This is a genomic window from Aerococcus vaginalis (assembly GCF_053762225.1).
The window spans coordinates 84,246-100,938 of sequence record NZ_JBSMYC010000003.1 but is presented as its reverse complement, the minus strand read 5'-3'; the positions used below and the strand labels follow the sequence as shown (position 1 = coordinate 100,938).

Annotated in this window: 14 protein-coding genes; 11 read left to right on the top strand and 3 right to left on the bottom strand. The window is 46.0% G+C overall.

Annotated features, from left to right (window positions below; all coding sequences use genetic code 11):
• Positions 1-57: 57 nt before the first annotated feature.
• On the bottom strand, positions 58-1,563 hold the full coding sequence (locus ACWOEX_RS04445) for a DUF1846 domain-containing protein (protein WP_455298287.1): 1,506 nt from the start codon (positions 1,561-1,563) through the stop codon (positions 58-60).
• Between the two features lie 358 nt (positions 1,564-1,921).
• Here ACWOEX_RS04445 and ACWOEX_RS04440 point away from each other — a divergent pair, with 358 nt between their 5' ends.
• The 4 genes from ACWOEX_RS04440 (at position 1,922) to ACWOEX_RS04425 (ending at position 4,860) form a co-directional block, all read left to right on the top strand.
• Positions 1,922-2,185 carry a type B 50S ribosomal protein L31 gene (locus ACWOEX_RS04440; RefSeq protein ID WP_455298286.1) on the top strand — a complete coding sequence of 88 codons (264 nt, stop codon included), beginning with the start codon at positions 1,922-1,924 and terminating at the stop codon, positions 2,183-2,185.
• Positions 2,186-2,280: 95 nt separating this feature from the next.
• Positions 2,281-3,363 carry an ABC transporter permease gene (locus tag ACWOEX_RS04435; RefSeq protein WP_455298285.1) on the top strand — a complete coding sequence of 361 codons (1,083 nt, stop codon included), beginning with the start codon at positions 2,281-2,283 and terminating at the stop codon, positions 3,361-3,363.
• A gap of 10 nt (positions 3,364-3,373) precedes the next feature.
• Complete coding sequence (locus tag ACWOEX_RS04430) at positions 3,374-4,060, top strand: ABC transporter ATP-binding protein (protein ID WP_455298284.1); 687 nt, start codon at positions 3,374-3,376, stop codon at positions 4,058-4,060.
• Positions 4,061-4,137: 77 nt separating this feature from the next.
• Positions 4,138-4,860 carry a class A sortase gene (locus ACWOEX_RS04425; protein WP_455298283.1) on the top strand — a complete coding sequence of 241 codons (723 nt, stop codon included), beginning with the start codon at positions 4,138-4,140 and terminating at the stop codon, positions 4,858-4,860.
• A gap of 31 nt (positions 4,861-4,891) precedes the next feature.
• On the opposite strand, the gene ACWOEX_RS04420 is transcribed toward ACWOEX_RS04425, so the two are convergent.
• Positions 4,892-5,539 (bottom strand): SMI1/KNR4 family protein, encoded by a 648-nt coding sequence (locus ACWOEX_RS04420; RefSeq protein WP_455298282.1) that lies wholly within the window; start codon positions 5,537-5,539, stop codon positions 4,892-4,894.
• 124 nt (positions 5,540-5,663) lie between these two features.
• On the opposite strand from ACWOEX_RS04420, the gene ACWOEX_RS04415 reads away from it, so the two are divergent.
• From ACWOEX_RS04415 to acpS, 5 genes are all read left to right on the top strand, one after another.
• Positions 5,664-6,458 (top strand): hypothetical protein, encoded by a 795-nt coding sequence (locus ACWOEX_RS04415; RefSeq protein ID WP_455298281.1) that lies wholly within the window; start codon positions 5,664-5,666, stop codon positions 6,456-6,458.
• A 1-nt stretch (position 6,459) separates the two neighbouring features.
• Complete coding sequence (locus ACWOEX_RS04410; RefSeq protein ID WP_455298280.1) at positions 6,460-7,554, top strand: D-alanine--D-alanine ligase; 1,095 nt, start codon at positions 6,460-6,462, stop codon at positions 7,552-7,554.
• Positions 7,554-8,960, top strand: a complete 1,407-nt coding sequence (locus ACWOEX_RS04405) for a UDP-N-acetylmuramoyl-tripeptide--D-alanyl-D-alanine ligase (RefSeq protein ID WP_455298279.1) — start codon at positions 7,554-7,556, stop codon at positions 8,958-8,960. Before ACWOEX_RS04410 ends, ACWOEX_RS04405 begins: the two co-directional genes overlap by 1 nt.
• A 387-nt stretch (positions 8,961-9,347) precedes the next feature.
• Complete coding sequence (locus ACWOEX_RS04400; protein WP_455298277.1) at positions 9,348-10,874, top strand: DEAD/DEAH box helicase; 1,527 nt, start codon at positions 9,348-9,350, stop codon at positions 10,872-10,874.
• Between the two features lie 12 nt (positions 10,875-10,886).
• Positions 10,887-11,258, top strand: coding sequence for a holo-ACP synthase (gene acpS / locus ACWOEX_RS04395; RefSeq protein WP_455298276.1), 372 nt, complete (start codon positions 10,887-10,889; stop codon positions 11,256-11,258).
• Between the two features lie 37 nt (positions 11,259-11,295).
• Here the strand turns inward: acpS and ACWOEX_RS04390 are convergent, their stop codons facing one another.
• The gene (locus ACWOEX_RS04390; RefSeq protein WP_455298275.1) at positions 11,296-12,660 is read right to left on the bottom strand and encodes an RsmB/NOP family class I SAM-dependent RNA methyltransferase; all 1,365 of its coding nucleotides are present in this window, start codon (positions 12,658-12,660) and stop codon (positions 11,296-11,298) included.
• Between the two features lie 178 nt (positions 12,661-12,838).
• Here ACWOEX_RS04390 and spxB point away from each other — a divergent pair, with 178 nt between their 5' ends.
• Positions 12,839-14,665: a pyruvate oxidase gene (gene spxB / locus ACWOEX_RS04385; protein ID WP_455298274.1), complete on the top strand. Its 1,827-nt coding sequence runs from the start codon at positions 12,839-12,841 to the stop codon at positions 14,663-14,665.
• Between the two features lie 345 nt (positions 14,666-15,010).
• Positions 15,011-16,591 (top strand): LysM peptidoglycan-binding domain-containing protein, encoded by a 1,581-nt coding sequence (locus ACWOEX_RS04380; RefSeq protein WP_455298273.1) that lies wholly within the window; start codon positions 15,011-15,013, stop codon positions 16,589-16,591.
• Positions 16,592-16,693: the final 102 nt, after the last annotated feature.

The following is a 16,693-nucleotide window of genomic DNA, read 5'->3' as shown; positions in this document are numbered from 1 at the left end:
AAAGCCAGCTGATTTTTCGTCGGCTGGCTTTTGATTTAGAGTAATTATTTAAAAAAATTAGTAGTACAACGTTTCACCGCTGTAGACCGGATCGTTCGTAATGTCTATGCCGAGGTCTTTCAAGGTTTTGATGTTGTCCTGCGCTGGGATAAAGGTGGCGTGGACTTGTGTGTTTTCGAGGTTTACGAGTTGGTCGTATGCGAGTTTCGCGGTCGGGTTGGTGAACGCACTGATTGCGAGCGCAATCAATAACTCGTGCGCGGTCAAGATACGGTTATGATCTTTGAGACCGTTTTGTTTGAGGGATTTAATGGTGTTCAATACCATCGGCGCTAACAGATCGATTTCATCATTGATCCCTGCGAGGACTTTCAAACTGTTCATGATCACTGCTCCGGAGGCATCCATAACATCGCTGGTACGACCGGTCACGATACGCCCATCATCGAGTTCGAGGGCCATCACGGCAGGGGAGTCCGTATCCAAACGTTCCGCAATCTCTTTCGCGTAGTCACGTGCGGGTTGAACGACTTTGCGATCAGTTTCGTGCAGTCCGCTTTCTTCTAAGATAATACGCATGTGACGGCGCACATCTTCGGAGAGAAGTCCTTTCTTGAAGTCGTTCTCCACGCTGAAGAAACGACGAATGATTTCCTGGTTGGCTGCTTCACGGCAGACCTCATCATCGATAATCCCATCAGCGACACGGTTTACCCCCATGTCAGTTGGGGAATGATACATTTCTTCATCGGATGAAATATTTTCTAAGATACGACGAATGATTGGAAAGAGGTTAATATCGCGGTTGTAGTTGACGGCAACCTCACCGTACTTATCGTAGTGGTAGCTGTCGATCATGTTGGTGTCGTTTATGTCGACCGTTGCCGCTTCGTACGCGATGTTCACGGGGTGTTTCAGTGGTAAGTTCCATACTGGGAACGTTTCGAATTTTGCATAACTGGAGTGTACGCCGCGTTCATGATCGTGATACATCTGACTCAAGCAGGTAGAAAGCTTCCCACTGTTCGCGCCCGGTGCAGAAACAACGACAACAGGGCGTGTGGTTTCGATGTAGACATTCTTCTTGAAGCCTTCCGGACCGAAGATCTTATCGAGATCGGTTGGATAACCGTCGATCGCTTCGTGATGATAAACTTTAATGCCGCGATTGGTTAGATGACGCATGAATGTCTTCGCATTCGCCTGACCACTGTAACGCGTCACTAATACGCTGTTGACAGGGATACCGTACGCACGATATTCGTCAATCAAGCGCAAAACTTCTTCATTATAGGTGGTGCCGTAATCGCCGCGAACTTTGTTGTTTTCAATATCGCCAGCGTAGACACAAATGATGATCTCCACTTTATCCTTAATCGTCTGTAACAACTTCATCTTGGCATTCTCATCGAAGCCAGGCAACACGCGCTTCGCATGCTTGTCACCGACCAATTTGCCACCAAACTCGAGATAAAGTTTATCCTTACCCTCCACACGTTTCAAAATGTGCTCGGATTGATTTTTCAGGTACTTCTCTGTATCAAAACCACGCTTCATTGTCATACCCCTCTACCTATATACTTGATATTCTTAAAAAAATACCAACTTCTAAGATACCATGTTTTTATTAAATCAAAAATAGATAGCGAGGTAAATTTTTGAATTTCTTAATGATTGAAATAGGTCAAAGTAGGTAATAATGGAATAGGGGGTATTGAAAGTAGTGACTTCATTGATGATTTATTTAATTTAAAAATTGTCAGCTATGGGGAGAAAATAAAAAGTATCCACACGAGAATATTAATACCGATTTTTCAATTTTAAAGGTTGTTTTCCACGTCTTAACGTGTTAAGATTGCTCTGTTATGTAACAATAATCTCTGGGTTGAGAGATATTCAGGGCGCAAAGGAGAGAATCATAGTGAAACAAGGAATCCATCCAGATTACCACAGGGTCGTATTTATGGACACCACGACAGGCTACAAATTCTTGTCTGGTTCTACGAAGACTTCTGATGAAACAGTCGAATGGGAAGACGGTAATGAATATCCATTACTCCGTGTCGAAATTTCTTCCGACTCACACCCATTCTACACCGGCCGTCAGAAATTCACGCAGGCCGATGGTGTTGTTGACCGTTTCAACAAGAAATACGGGTTTACAAGCGAAAAAGACAGCGAATAATCCATTTAGATTATTCACTTTATTTCAAAAGTCAGCCTTTCAACGGGCTGGCTTTTTTGTGAATCAATTGATCGTTAGAGTAAGGAGTCAGAGTTATGTTTTTAGCACTTAATGAAATCAAACACTCCAAGCTGAGATACTTCTTAGTTGTGGGATTAATGTTTTTGATTTCGTATTTAGTATTCTTCCTCGTAGGGCTGGCAGACGGGTTAGCGCAGGAAAACCGCACGGCTGTCGATAAATGGGAGGCGGATAATATTGTACTCTCAGACGGTATCAACGAAAATATTCGTCTATCCGTCTTACAGTTGAAGGACGAGGATGAGATCGAAGCTGATGAAAAAGCAGCACTCGGTCAGACACAGGCGGTATTTGCACCAAAGGAAGGCACTGAACAGGCCGACGAAGGCGAAGATATCAACGGTAACCTCTTTGGGATTAATAAGGATGAATTTATCGCGCCGAATATTATCGAAGGGGAGATGTTCGATGGTGATAATCAGACGGTCGTCGATGAATCGATGCGCGAGGAATACGGGTTTGAAATCGGCGATAAACTCGAGATGTCTAACACCGATGAAGAATTAGAAATTGTCGGTTTTACCGATAATGCGAAATTCAGTGTGGCACCGGTCGCCTACGTGTCTCTTCCAACCTTCCAGCAGGTGCGCTTTGAACGTAAGGACGATAGCGAAAATGGGCGCATCAGTGCGGTCGTAACGCGTGGGGAAGTGACAGAAGCGGGCGAAGACGTCGATATTGTGCCGATTAAAGACTTTATCCAGTCGCTTCCGGGTTACAGCGCGCAGAATATGACGTTCACCTTCATGATCGTATTCCTCGTGGTAATTGTAGCCATCGTGATTAGTATCTTCATCTACGTGCTCACTATGCAGAAGACGGATATCTTCGGTGTCATGAAGGCGCAGGGGATCTCCACATGGTACATTGCGAAGTCCGTTGTTGCGCAGACGTTTATCCTCGTCGTGGTAGGTGTTGCACTCGGCTTCTTATTGACGATTGGAACGAGCGCCGTGTTACCAGCGGCGGTACCGTTCTACTTGAACATGATGTTTGCGCTCGGTGTTAGTGTCATCATGGTGCTGTTTGCCGTACTCGGTGCTTTATTCTCAGTACGCGCTGTTGTCAAAGTCGATCCACTCGATGCGATCGGATAGGAGGAAAAAGATGAGTGCTATAGAATTCAAAAATGTCACCAAATCGTTCAAAGATGGAGACGAAACCATTCAGGCGTTGAAAGAAACGAATCTTCAGGTTGAAGCGGGTGAATTCGTTGCGATCATTGGTCCATCCGGTTCGGGAAAGAGTACCTTCCTCACGATCGCTGGTGGCTTGCAGTCGCCATCTGAAGGGACCGTGCGTATCAATGATCACGATTTCAGCGAAAAGAGCAACAAAGAACGCACCAAAATGCGATTCAACGAGCTCGGTTTTATTCTACAAGCGTCGAATTTGATTCCGTTTTTAACGGTGGAAAAACAGCTCGTTCTGGTCGACAAAATCGATAAGAAAAACGAACACGATAACAACTTATTTGAAGAATTAGAAATTGATCACTTGAAGAAGAAATACCCGGAAGATCTCTCCGGTGGGGAACGTCAGCGTGTTGCCATTGCGCGTGCACTATACCACGATCCAGCCATCATCTTGGCGGACGAACCGACTGCCAGCTTGGACACGGATCGCGCGTTTGAAGTGGTAAAAATCTTGGCCGAAGAAGCCAAAAGCAAAAACAAGGCCATTATCATGGTTACGCACGATATTCGTTTGGTCGACTACTGTGACCGCGTTTTAGAAATGAAAGACGGCGTCCTCACAGAGAAGGAAGATCACGAAAAGAAACAAAACGATTAAGATTGCGTAACAATTATTGGCAGATCTGATCGATTTCTCTATACTGTATTTAAGTAAGTAGAGGAGGACATCTTTTTATGAAGAAATGGCGTTGGTATAATTGGCTCGGCATTGCGATGTTGGTGGTCGGTATTGGGATGATTATCTATAACTTCACCCCAGGTTTCAACGTTTGGCTCAATCAACGTGAAACGACCATTACAGACTACACGACAGAACAGATTGCAGCGAATACGGAGGAGGCTACGAATGCGTCCTATACGCATAATGATGTTGTTACCGCCACACCAGAACAGGTGCGTGAGTCGCGCGAACGTATCAAGAGCGGTAAAGATCAATTAAACGTGCTCGGTGCCGTCTACATGCCGGAGCAAGAAGCGTCCGTATCGATTATCGCCGGACTCAGCCAGAGCGCCTTACTCTCAGGTGCCGGAACGTTCTATCCTGAACAGCGTATGGGTGAAGGAAACTATCCACTTGCCTCTCATAACATGTCGATTGTCGGGCCACATCTCCTGTTGACAGATATGGTAAATAACACCAAAGCTGGCGACAAGGTTTACCTGACCGACCTCGACAAAGTATACGAATACAAAACGTATTTCGCTGAAATGGTGCAGCCGACACGTATCGATCTCGTGAATATGAATCGGGTATCGCCAGACGGTAATCCGATTGTCACCTTGATGACCTGTAACTGGGACGGTTCGCTCCGCTACATCGTTCAAGCGGAACTCGTCGATACCACACCATACGAAGAAGCTCCACAAGATGTCATTGAAGGTTTCGAAAAAGCATAATAACTAAAACAAAGCACCGACTGCTTCGTCATTACGATAAGGTCGGTGCTTTTTTATGTGTGTGCTGCCACAGATCGAGCCACTCGCTGCTGAGGTGACTACCTTCGTAGCGGTCAAGCAATCGCTCATATTCTTGGTGTGAGTGACAGTGGATAAAGGCGGCGTTCGCCCGATGATACGAGTCCAGTGACGGATGTGGCAACTGGTAGTAGCGCTCTTCAAACTGATCGAGAAACGCTTGGAACGTAGGCGCCACTTCGAAATGACGCCCCGTTGAAAATTCATAGTAGTCCACACGCGGCATGTTTGAGAGCGGCGCATCCGCGTAGTTCAACGTCAACACACGATCGTGATCCTCATAAAAGATAATTTCGTTCTCTGATACGGCGTCGTTAAAACGAAAGGACGGCTGATCGAGTAGATTAGGGATCAGGTACGGTTGATCCGGCGTTTCTGTGTAGAGTCCTGCAATATAGGGAACATAGAGTCCGTTTAAGCTATCCTTGGTCGGTTGTTTTGTCAGGACCATGCTCGGCGAAGTATATCCGCCGTTATGCGTTTGATTTAATAGGTTGTGGTACGCGATCGGGAGTTCAGCAACCGTATAGCGTCCTTTAATATTCTGTTTACTGAGGTGTGTATGTTCAGGCTTTTGGAAAGGTAAGCCATGTAATTTCATCTACATCATTCCTCCTTCATCGATTGCGTATGCTATCATAACACTCTTTAGAAAATCTTTTGAAAAAATTTCTTAATAATCTGGTATTATAGAATGAAAAAGATAGGAAAGTGGGGTGAACCGATTGACCCGGGAATACCTATATGTATTAGCTGATTTTTCAACCAATCAAGTTGATTCACGGGGCATTGGATTAGTCAATTTTCAACGGGCGATGCAACGACCAATTAAGAACATCTTATTGTTGTCGGGTGACGCACCGGAAGCTGAGTATGATGAATATACACGTTTCTTTGTGATTCGTGGAGAGGCAGCAGTGTCTACGTTCTTCAGGCGCCAGTTAGAACATCCCGATCAGTCGGTCAAGTGGGTGGATTATGTGTCTGACGAACTCTTACATCAACTCACGCCCGCTGAGATTGCTGAATTATTGTATCTCAGACATATGACACGTAGTTGGCATTCACCTTTCTTTTATAAGTTACGCAATGATTATGCCTACCTACCGAAGCCGAATGATATGCTCAGAGTCTATTATCGACGCATTTCAGAATTTCTGAATCAGTTGTCTTATCGTTTGGCAGAGATGGTCGCCTCACGTGAGACGGAAGGTATTTCGCGTTATTTCAGTCTGATCGGTGGCAATCGACAGAAGAAAAAACTGGAAGTGAAACGACCGGGACGTGAAGTGATGGAGCAGCTCAGACCGTTGCTCAGTGAAGGTATAGTGATTGACTTTTCGAATGTACACTATCGAACGGTGACAACGATGCCGTTGTATCTCGTGGCGGATCGCTCAGCGGATCTGTTTGAGGATTCCATTGCGGAGAATGAACAGATTGGCTATCTGAGCTATGATGCAACGAGTGGCGAATGGCAATTGGAAACAACGTTCGAAGGTGACGATTTTGGAGGATAACATGAAATTAAATTTGATCTACGGTGGCAAGAGCCCCGAACACGAAATTTCCGTTTTAACAGCAATGTCTGTACAACAACATCTGAATTATGAAAAATACACCGTTCAACCGATCTATATCACCAAGCAGGGTGAATGGCTACGCGGTGACGTTTTAGAACAGCCACTCGAAGAAGATACCAACCTTTACCTTGAAGTTTCTGATCACATGGCATATCGTCAGGAATCCGAAGGTGTATCTTTCGGTGAATTAGTTAAGCCGGGTGATGTGTTGACTGAAGGAACGATCGCCTTCCCATTGTTGCACGGTCCAAATGGTGAAGACGGCACGATTCAGGGCTTGTTCGAGACGTTGGACGTACCTTATGTAGGGTGTGGCGTCTTAGCAAGTTCCGCAGGTATGGATAAGATCACCTCCAAATATCTATTCCGTGAAGCACAGATTCCACAGGTGCCATTCGTTGCCTTGACACGCTACCAGTGGGAAACTGAACGCGAACAGGCGATCACACGTATCGAAGGACAGCTCGTTTACCCATTGTTCGTGAAACCTTCAAACATGGGAAGCAGTGTCGGTATTTCCGTCGTTAACAACCGTGAAGAACTCGCTGAAGGAATCGAAGAAGCGCTCAAGTTCGACCGTCGTTTATTGATCGAACAGGGTGTTGATGCGCGCGAAATCGAACTTGCTGTAATGGGTAACGACGACGTACAAGTTTCCGTCCCTGGTGAGCTCGTGAAGGAACAAGCCTTCTACGATTACGAATCCAAATACGTTGACGACACCGTTAAAATTCAAATTCCAGCTGATCTTCCTGAAGAGATGGTTGAGAAGTTGCAGGACTACGCTGCTCGCGCGTTCCGCGTTTTAGACGGTTCTGGACTCTCTCGCTGTGACTTCTTCGTGACGAAGAGTAATGCCATCTACATCAATGAGGTCAATACTTTGCCAGGATTTACGACGATCAGTATGTTCCCAATGCTTTGGGAAGCAACCGGCAAAACTTACGCAGGGATTTTGGATGAATTAATCGACCTCGCACTCGAACGTTACGAAACATACCACGAACTCAGTTTTGATGGGGGCAAACAGTAATGAAACCGCTCGAAATATGTACCGTTGCGCGTGCCGTCAAAGCCGTTGACTATACATCAACGCTCGCACACGATGAAATTACAGGTGTTCAATTCGACTCCAGAAAAGTACAACCCGGTGATTTATTCGTGCCGTTGATGGGCGAACGTGATGGCCATGATTTTATCGGCAGTGCCATTGCGAATGGTGCGAAAGCCGTGCTTTTCAGTCACGAATTTTCGGAAATGAATACTGGTGTTGCAGCGATTCAAGTCGACGATACCTTGCAAGCCCTGCAGGATCTCGCACACGCGTATATTCAAATGCTAGACGTAAAAGTCGTCGGCATCACGGGCTCTGCTGGAAAAACAACCACAAAAGACATGACAGCGGCCGCTTTGTCCGGTGTATTTAACGTGCACAAGACAGAAGGTAACTACAACAACGAAATCGGGCTACCGATGACGATCCTCCAAGCACCAGAAGAAACAGAAGTGATGGTGCTTGAGATGGGAATGTCTGGTCCAAACGAAATTAGTGAATTGAGTAAAATCGCTGAACCGGATATTGCCGTTATTACGATGATCGGGGAAAGTCATATCGAATACTTGGGTTCGCGTGACAATATTGCGAAGGCGAAACTCGAAATTGTCGATGGGTTGAAACCGGGCGGTACGCTCATCTATCCAGGTGATGAACCACTGCTTCCGAAATATATGCCGGAACGCGATGAGCCGTTTGAGCAGCTTCATGTCGGTCTCGACGAGGATGAAGATGTGTATGCGATGAACATCGATAATGATCAGTTCGAGACGCGCTTCAATGTGAATTTGTCACCAGAGGAAACATTAACTATCCCGGTAGTCGGTAAATACAACGTTAAAAACGCCTTGTCAGCTTGTGCAGTGGCGTACTTGTTAGGTGTTTCACTCGAAAATGTGACGGAGAGCTTGTGCAACTTCAAATTGACAGCGAACCGCATGCAGTGGGTGGAAGGGATTCGCGAGAGTGAAATTCTGAATGATACCTATAATGCGAATCCATCGGCGATGCGTCAGATTATCGATACCTTTGCGACATTGCCGACACGCGCGGCGAACGGTCGTCGTTTATTGGTACTTGGAGATATGTTAGAACTCGGTGAATACAGCGAGTCGCTACACCGCGAAATCGGTGATCACATCGATTTCGATCGTTTCCAGGGTGTCTATGTCATCGGACACGAAATGCGCGCCCTAGCGGAACAATTATTGGACAGCCAATACCCAACAGAAGCTTTGCGCTATTATGAAAGTGATCTCGATCAGTTGATCGCAGATTTACAGTCCGATATCCAGCCATACGATCAAGTCTTAGTTAAAGGCAGCCACGGTATGAACTTAATTGCGGTGGTTGAAGCTTTAAAAATCGATCAATCCGAGGCATAACAAAACCATTCTCACATATTTAGGAGGTTTTAATGGCTGAAGAGACAACGCATACTAACGAAGAATTGTGTATCGAAGAACGTGAATATAGACTGCTGATTCAGCAGATTGAGGAAAATATTGATGTCTTTGAACGCTTGAAAGATAAATAAAATGGAATACTTTAGTTTAGAGTATGTAGTAAGAGCACACGATTTTATTATCGATGATATCGGAGGATTATCTGGTATTCGTAGTGTGGGTCAGTTGAATATTAAAACCCCTTTAGCGAAAAAGTCATATTTAGCGTATACTGGTATTGAGCCATGAAAACAACGAAAACAAGTCGAACATGTGCGGATGTTCGACTTTTTAATATCAGAAAGAACAAACAGAGAGGAGTATGGTATGAAGTTTAAGGAATTTGAACTCTCAAAGCCATTATTAAAGGCCGTGGATGAGATGGGGTTTGAAGAAGCCACCCCAATCCAGGCGCAGACGATTCAGCCGGGACTCGACGGACGCGATGTTCTCGGTCAAGCACAGACAGGAACCGGTAAAACAGCCGCTTTCGGTCTGCCATTACTTGAAAAGATTGACGTTGAAAATGACTACCCACAAGCCTTAGTCATCGCACCGACGCGTGAATTAGCGATCCAAAATGGCGAAGAACTCTATCGCTTGGGTCATTTGAAGGATGTGCGCATCGTAACTGTTTATGGTGGTGCTAACATCCGTAAACAACTCCACCAATTGCAACACCAAACACAGGTCGTCGTCGGAACACCGGGACGTTTGATCGATTTGATTGAACGTGGGGCATTGAAATTGAATCATGTGGAGACATTAGTATTGGACGAAGCGGATGAAATGTTGGATATGGGATTCATCGACGATATCCGTAAAATTATGGCTGCGTTGCCTGAGAAACGCCAGACACTCCTATTCTCTGCAACCATTCCAAAAGAAATTCAAAGCCTCACCGACCAGTTCATGACCGATCCTGTCCACGTTAAGATTCAAAAGCAGACGCTAACGGCTGAAAACATTAATCAGTACTACACACGTTGCCGTGAATGGGAAAAATTCGACACGCTTGCTCGTTTCCTCGATGTGCATCACCCGCAACTCGCCATTGTCTTCGCACGTACGAAACGTCGCGTGGCAGAGATTGCGCAAGGACTCGTAACGCGCGGGTATTCTGCAGCGAGCTTGCATGGTGATTTAGATCAACACCAACGCAATTCTGTCATGTCCCAGTTCAAGGAGAAGAAACTCAATATCCTGGTTGCGACGGATGTGGCAGCTCGTGGTCTTGATATTAGCGGTGTGACCCACGTCTACAACTACGACATCCCGCAAGATCCTGAAAGTTACGTGCATCGTATCGGACGTACGGGGCGTGCGGGGCACAGCGGACTCTCGCTCACCTTCGTTGACCGTCAGGAAATGGGGTACCTGCGTACGATCGAGGAACTCACCAAGCAACAGATGTCACCATTGCGTCCACCGACGGAAAATGAATCGCTCTCTGGACAAGTCATCCAGGCGATTCAGGACGTTGCGGGTTTGCTCGAATGGGAGAACGTTCGCGAATACGAACAGGCGATCGATACCTTGATGAACGCCTACACGGATGAAGAATTAGCGACGGCACTCTTGCACAGTTTGATCAAAGATTACGGGCAGGAAGTTAAAATCTCACCGGATCATCCATTGAAACCGAAACGTATGGCGCGTAAAGGGCACCATAAAGGCAAATCCGGCAAGAAATCATCGTTTAAGAAAAACAATAAACCACAGCACAACAATAATAAAAATAAACCAAAACGCCACCACTCGAGTCATAACAACCAGTTGAAGAAACAACCGGCAAACAAGAATAAGAAGACGTCGAGTCCGAAAAAAGCGAGCGCATCCTTCAAGATCAAATAGGGGGCGTAAAGCATGGCGATTTTAGGGATTGGTGTGGATTTAGTCGACATTGCGCGGATTCAGGACATGGTGACACGTAAACCAACGTTCCCACAGCGCGTATTGTCTGAACAAGAGTACCAACACTACCAAACCATCAAGAGTGATAAACGTCGCTTCGAATATTTATCGGGACGCTGGGCGGTGAAGGAAGCGTTTGGGAAAGCGCTCAAGAAAGGTGTCTTTCCGCATCACGGCTTTCAAGAGGTCAGCGTGTTGAATCAATCTTCCGGTGCGCCAGTGCTTGAGACGACACTGATCGACAACGACAAATACGTCGCGCACATCAGTTTGACCCATACCGACACTACCGCTGAAGCGGTCGTTATTATTGAAGAAAAATAAAAGAGATGATGCATTGTGCGTCATCTCTTTTTGTGTGCTATTGAATGAGGGTGCGTAACCCTTTTGGATAGAAGTTTTTCAGTAATTTATCAGTCTGTTTCGCAAAGCCCACCGGCATACCACCAGTGGTTAGGAGGCGCCAACCTTTATCACCGGGATGTTTGATAACATCGCCGTGAATGTACTGTTTCCATTCGTCAAAAGAAAGTTCGACAGTATTGACCGCATCGATCGCTTTAATCGCCATCGCGAACGCAAAACTCGGTTCGAAGCGATTCTTCTTCAGTTCACCGAGTTCGAGTCCGAGACGACGCACGCGAATCCCTTTTGGCAGGTCGACAAAGGTATCAGGGATAAGGTAGACATGCTGTTTCTGATGATGCAGGTGGCTGTGGTCAGGGAGCGCGATATGCAGATCATCGAGTACGTCATCGATGAGCGCTTGCTCCTGATGTTTCAATGCCGCAGATTGAAAGCGTGGCTGTTCGGATACAGTCTCACCATGATCCGGCAAACGCAGTTTCGCCATGAAATGCCCCTCACCGTGATGACGATGTGGCCAGAGTCGAATCGTTTTGTTGAGTTCGGCATGTGTGCCCCATTCCGGACGACCGTGATCGTGCGGGATATCGTCGAGTGCAATGTCCTCTAAGACGAGACCGGTCGTATCCAATAGCTGATCGATCTGTTGCTCATCTTCCTCCGGAGCAAACGTACAGGTCGAATAAATCAATCGACCACCCGGTTTCAACATCTTAATCGCATCGGCTAAGATATCGGACTGACGCGCTGCACACAACGCTACATTCTCTAGTGACCATTCATCCACAGCAGTTGGATTCTTTCGGAACATCCCTTCGCCAGAGCAAGGCGCATCGACAACGATACAGTCGAAGAACGCAGGAAAAGCTTCGCTCAGCGACTTAGGATCGTTGTTCGTAACGATCGTATGTGTCAGTCCTAAACGTTCCACGTTCTCACTCAGTATTTTCGCACGTTTCGGGATGATTTCATTCGCTACTAACAAGCCTTTATCCTGCATGGCGAAGGCGAGGGCGGCTGTTTTACCGCCGGGTGCTGCGCAGAGATCTAACACGCGCTCTCCCGGTTTGGCGTCGGCTACAGTACCGACGAGTGAAGCGCTCGGTTCCTGACTGTAGACGTAACCCGCGCGATGTTCGGGGCTATTACCATTGACTTTGCCGTAGTAACTGTGCGGGGCGTACGGTGATGCAGTGAAGCGCTCTTGCATCCGTTGATCGAACGTCTGCCAGTCGGGTTTCAGCGGATTAACGCGAAAGCCACTGACAACATCGCCAGCTTGAAGTCCATCAGCGAATATGTCATAATCGCTTGCTAATAATTCACAATATTTATTTTTGAACGTTTTTGGTAATTCCATATCTTCCTCGATTGATAAAGTTTGACAAATTAACGGTTAAAGCGCATACTCGTCACTGTTAATTACCTAGATAATTGTGTAATTCTGTAAAGGTTTCACAATTGTGAGATTTCTGGTACTATTAGCGTATCATGAAACTTCATGGTAAGTAAGTGATAACAGAAAAGGAGTATGAGTTATGGGAAAAATCGATGCATGGGTTGCCGGTTTACGTGTCCTAGAAGACTGGGGCGTTGAACGCGTCTACGGTTTACCAGCAGGTTCTTTGAATTCCTTGATGGATGCTTTTGAAAAAGAACAAGACCGCATTGACTTTATTCAAGTTCGTCACGAAGAAATTGGTGGTTTAGCTGCCGCAATGCAGTACAAATTCTCTGGTAAACTCGGGGTTGCTTTAGGATCAGCTGGTCCTGGTGCGACACACTTGTACAACGGAATGTACGATGCTAAATACGATGGTGTACCAATGTTAGCTATCGTTGGTCAACGTAAATTGAGCGAATTAAACTTAGATGGGTTCCAAGAATTCAACCAGAACCCTTACTTTGTCGACGTTGCTGTTTACAACCGTCGTGTAATGTTTGCTGAACAGTTACCAAAAGTCCTCGATGAAGCTATCCGTGCGGCTTACGCTAACCGCGGTCCAGCTGTTGTCGAAGTACCGGTAAGTTTTGGTTGGGAAGAAATCGACGAAGATTCCTTCTTTACCTCCGCAAACGCTCGTCCAAAGAATGTCACGTACAAAGTTGACGAAGACGACTTAGCACGTGCTGTTGAGATGTTGAACGACGCTGAACGTCCAATCATCTACGCTGGACGTGGGACACGATTCGCTGGTGAAGACGTTGTTAAATTGTCACAGAAGATTAAAGCACCGATCGCCGTTACTGGGATTAACTTTGATACTTTCGACTACAACTATGAAGCGTTATTAGGGTCTGCTGCGCGTGTCAGCTGGAAACCAGCCAATGAAGCATTCCCTCAAGCTGACGTTGCCTTGATCCTCGGAAACAACTTCCCGTTCACTGAGGCAATGCACTTGTACGACAACTTCAAACACGTCATTCAGGTAGATATTGACCCTTACCGTCTTGGTAAACGTCAGAAGGTAGATATTGCCTTCCTCGCTGATGCTGGTGAAGTGACGCGTCAATTAACTGAAAAAGTTGATGCTGTTGAACAATCTGACTGGTACGATGCTAACGTAGACAACATCAAGAACTGGAAAGAATACCTCGACCACATCGAAACGAAGTCCGATGGTCCATTGAAATACTTCAACGTATACAATGCCATCAACGAAGTAGCCGATGAAGATGCAATGTACTCTGTTGATGTTGGTAACGTCACACAGACATCCGTTCGTCACTTGCGCATGACGCCGAAGAACAGCTGGGCAACGTCTGGTATCTTCGCAACCATGGGTAATGGGGCACCAGGTGCAATTGCTGCACAGTACGACAACCCAGATCGTCAGGTATGGAGCTTGTCCGGTGACGGTGGATTTATGATGGTTCCACAAGCAATCACGACTCAGGTTCAATACAAGATGCCAATCATCAACGTTGTCTTCACTAACAAACAGTTCGGATTTATTAGGGATGAACAGGAAGACTTAAACGATAACTTCTTCGGTGTATTCCTTGAAGACGAAAACTTCGCGAAGATGGCAGAAGCACAGGGCGCAGTTGCTTACACAGTTACTGAGATTTCTGAATTGAAAGAAACCTTCGAGAAAGCTGTTGCTGACAGCAAAGCCGGCAAGACTGTCTTGATCGATGCGAAAGTGGCTGCTGAACGTCCAATCCCATTGGAAGGCAAACACGTTCTTAAATTAGACCCTCGTATGACGCCTGATGAAGAGGTTAACGAAGTTAAAGAACGTTACGACGCTCAAGGATTGAAACCATTCGCAGACTTCTTGGAAGCACACGGTTTGGAAGACAAACGCGCACAGGCACAGCTCGATGATTCAGTGATTACTGATGATTCTGAAAATAATTGATAACCAATAGCATGGCATAGCGCCATAAAGTGAAAACGTCGAACCGCAAAAAGTGGCTCGGCGTTTTTTTTTGGCTATTAAATATTACAATTTGGTAACAAAGTCGATGAAAAGGGTGTAAGAGTTACGTACATATGTTCGCACCCTAAATCTATTAATATCAAAGTTTATAGAAATTTTAACTTTTAAATTGGTTGAAAATAATAAAAAAATACAATAATTAGCACTTTTTTCGTATAAGTGGGCGGTGAACTGTAATAATTTGTAATGTTCCTGTTACCACAGCTAGCATGCAACTCTATATAATACACTTTAGATATTTTTACTTGGGGGTAAAGCAAGAATATGAAACGCACGACAAAAACAGTATTAGGAACGTCACTCGCAACTGTGGCCGCTTTAGCCGCAACTCAGAGCGAAAACTTCGCCAATGCTGAAACGTACACGATTAAATTTGGTGACACACTCTCTGAATTAGCAGAACAATTCAACACAACAGTTGAAGCATTACGCGATGACAACCAGATCGAAGACATCAACTGGATTATCGCTGGTGACACATTAGAAGTTAACACACCAGAAGTTGAACCAGTAGAACCAGTCGCTGAAGTTCAATCAGCAACGACTGATGTTACTGAAGGTCAACGTACATATATTGTCCAAGCTGGTGACACTTTATCTAAGATCGGCGCACAGTTCGGTGTATCCGTACAACAATTACAAGTATGGAATGGTTTATCTGGCGACTTGATCTTAGTCGGTCAGGAATTGCTCGTTTCACCTGAAAAAGGCGAAATGACTGCAGGCTTCGCTAACACTTCTGAAGCTTTAGTTGAAGAATCTCATATCGAAGCAGCAGCTGCACCAGAAGAAACAGTTGTTGAAGAAGACGCAGACGAAGAAGTTGTTGAAACTGTTGTTGCTGACGACACTGAAGTAGTCGAAGAAACTGAAGAAGTTGAAGAAGAAGCACCAGTTGAAGACGTTATTGTTGACGATGCAGAAGTTTCTGAAGAATACGTTGTACAACCAGGTGACTCCTTGTCATCAATCGCAGAACGTTACAACATCTCTGTTGAAAAATTACGTGAATTGAATAACTTGATCAGCGACTTCATCTTCAGTGGTCAGAACTTGCACTTGATCGCAACAGAAGCTGAAGAAGCAGCTGCACAAGCTGAAATCGATGCTGAAGCAGAAGTCGAAGCACAGGCTCAGGCAGAAGCAGAACAAGCTGCTAAGGAAGAGACTGAACGCGAAGCAGCCGAAGCAGCTGCACGTGCTGAAGCACAGGCTCAAGCAGAAGCAGAAGCTCAAGCACAACGTGAAGCAGAAGAAGCTGCCGCTCGTGCTGAAGCACAGGCTCAAGCAGAAGCAGAAGCTCAAGCACAACGTGAAGCAGAAGAAGCTGCCGCTCGTGCCGAAGCACAGGCTCAGGCAGAAGCAGAAGCTCAAGCACAACGTGAAGCTCAAGAAGCCGCTGCACGTGCCGAAGAACAAGCACGCGCTGAAGCAGAAGCAGCAGCCGCTCAAGCCGCTGCTCAGGCTCAACAACAAGCACAGCAAATGGCTCAACCTAGTGCAGGTGGCGTTGTCGGTACAGCAATGCAATACCTGGGTACGGGTTACGCTTGGGGCGGTAGCACACCAGGTACTGGTTTTGACTGCTCAGGTTTAGTACAGTACGTTTACGCACAACACGGTATTCAATTGCCACGTACGACTTACGAACAGGCAACAGTTGGTCAACGTATCAGCTTTGATGAAGTACAACCAGGTGACTTGTACTTCTGGGGAGACAGCCCATACCACGTAGCAATCGCTATGGGTAACGGCGACTACATCCACGCACCAAACCCACAATCCGTTGTCGAAGTATCTAACATCAACAACGGTTGGACACCAACATTCGCAATGCGCTTGTAGTCATGTCATAATAGTTTCATGTTGTATTTACCCCGATACGATACTGAATAACAGAAAGTCGAAGCAGGACGCTTCGGCTTTTTTGTATACGCTGAATGCCGA

Coding starts and splice junctions, on each gene's coding strand:
- ACWOEX_RS04400 (WP_455298277.1), top strand. CDS start 9,348: ATGAAGTTTAAGGAATTTGAACTCTCAAAGCCATTATTAAAGGCCGTG.
- ACWOEX_RS04405 (WP_455298279.1), top strand. CDS start 7,554: ATGAAACCGCTCGAAATATGTACCGTTGCGCGTGCCGTCAAAGCCGTT.
- ACWOEX_RS04420 (WP_455298282.1), bottom strand. CDS start 5,539: ATGAAATTACATGGCTTACCTTTCCAAAAGCCTGAACATACACACCTC.
- ACWOEX_RS04425 (WP_455298283.1), top strand. CDS start 4,138: ATGAAGAAATGGCGTTGGTATAATTGGCTCGGCATTGCGATGTTGGTG.
- ACWOEX_RS04430 (WP_455298284.1), top strand. CDS start 3,374: ATGAGTGCTATAGAATTCAAAAATGTCACCAAATCGTTCAAAGATGGA.
- ACWOEX_RS04445 (WP_455298287.1), bottom strand. CDS start 1,563: ATGACAATGAAGCGTGGTTTTGATACAGAGAAGTACCTGAAAAATCAA.
- ACWOEX_RS04410 (WP_455298280.1), top strand. CDS start 6,460: ATGAAATTAAATTTGATCTACGGTGGCAAGAGCCCCGAACACGAAATT.
- ACWOEX_RS04380 (WP_455298273.1), top strand. CDS start 15,011: ATGAAACGCACGACAAAAACAGTATTAGGAACGTCACTCGCAACTGTG.
- ACWOEX_RS04435 (WP_455298285.1), top strand. CDS start 2,281: ATGTTTTTAGCACTTAATGAAATCAAACACTCCAAGCTGAGATACTTC.
- spxB (WP_455298274.1), top strand. CDS start 12,839: ATGGGAAAAATCGATGCATGGGTTGCCGGTTTACGTGTCCTAGAAGAC.
- ACWOEX_RS04390 (WP_455298275.1), bottom strand. CDS start 12,660: ATGGAATTACCAAAAACGTTCAAAAATAAATATTGTGAATTATTAGCA.
- acpS (WP_455298276.1), top strand. CDS start 10,887: ATGGCGATTTTAGGGATTGGTGTGGATTTAGTCGACATTGCGCGGATT.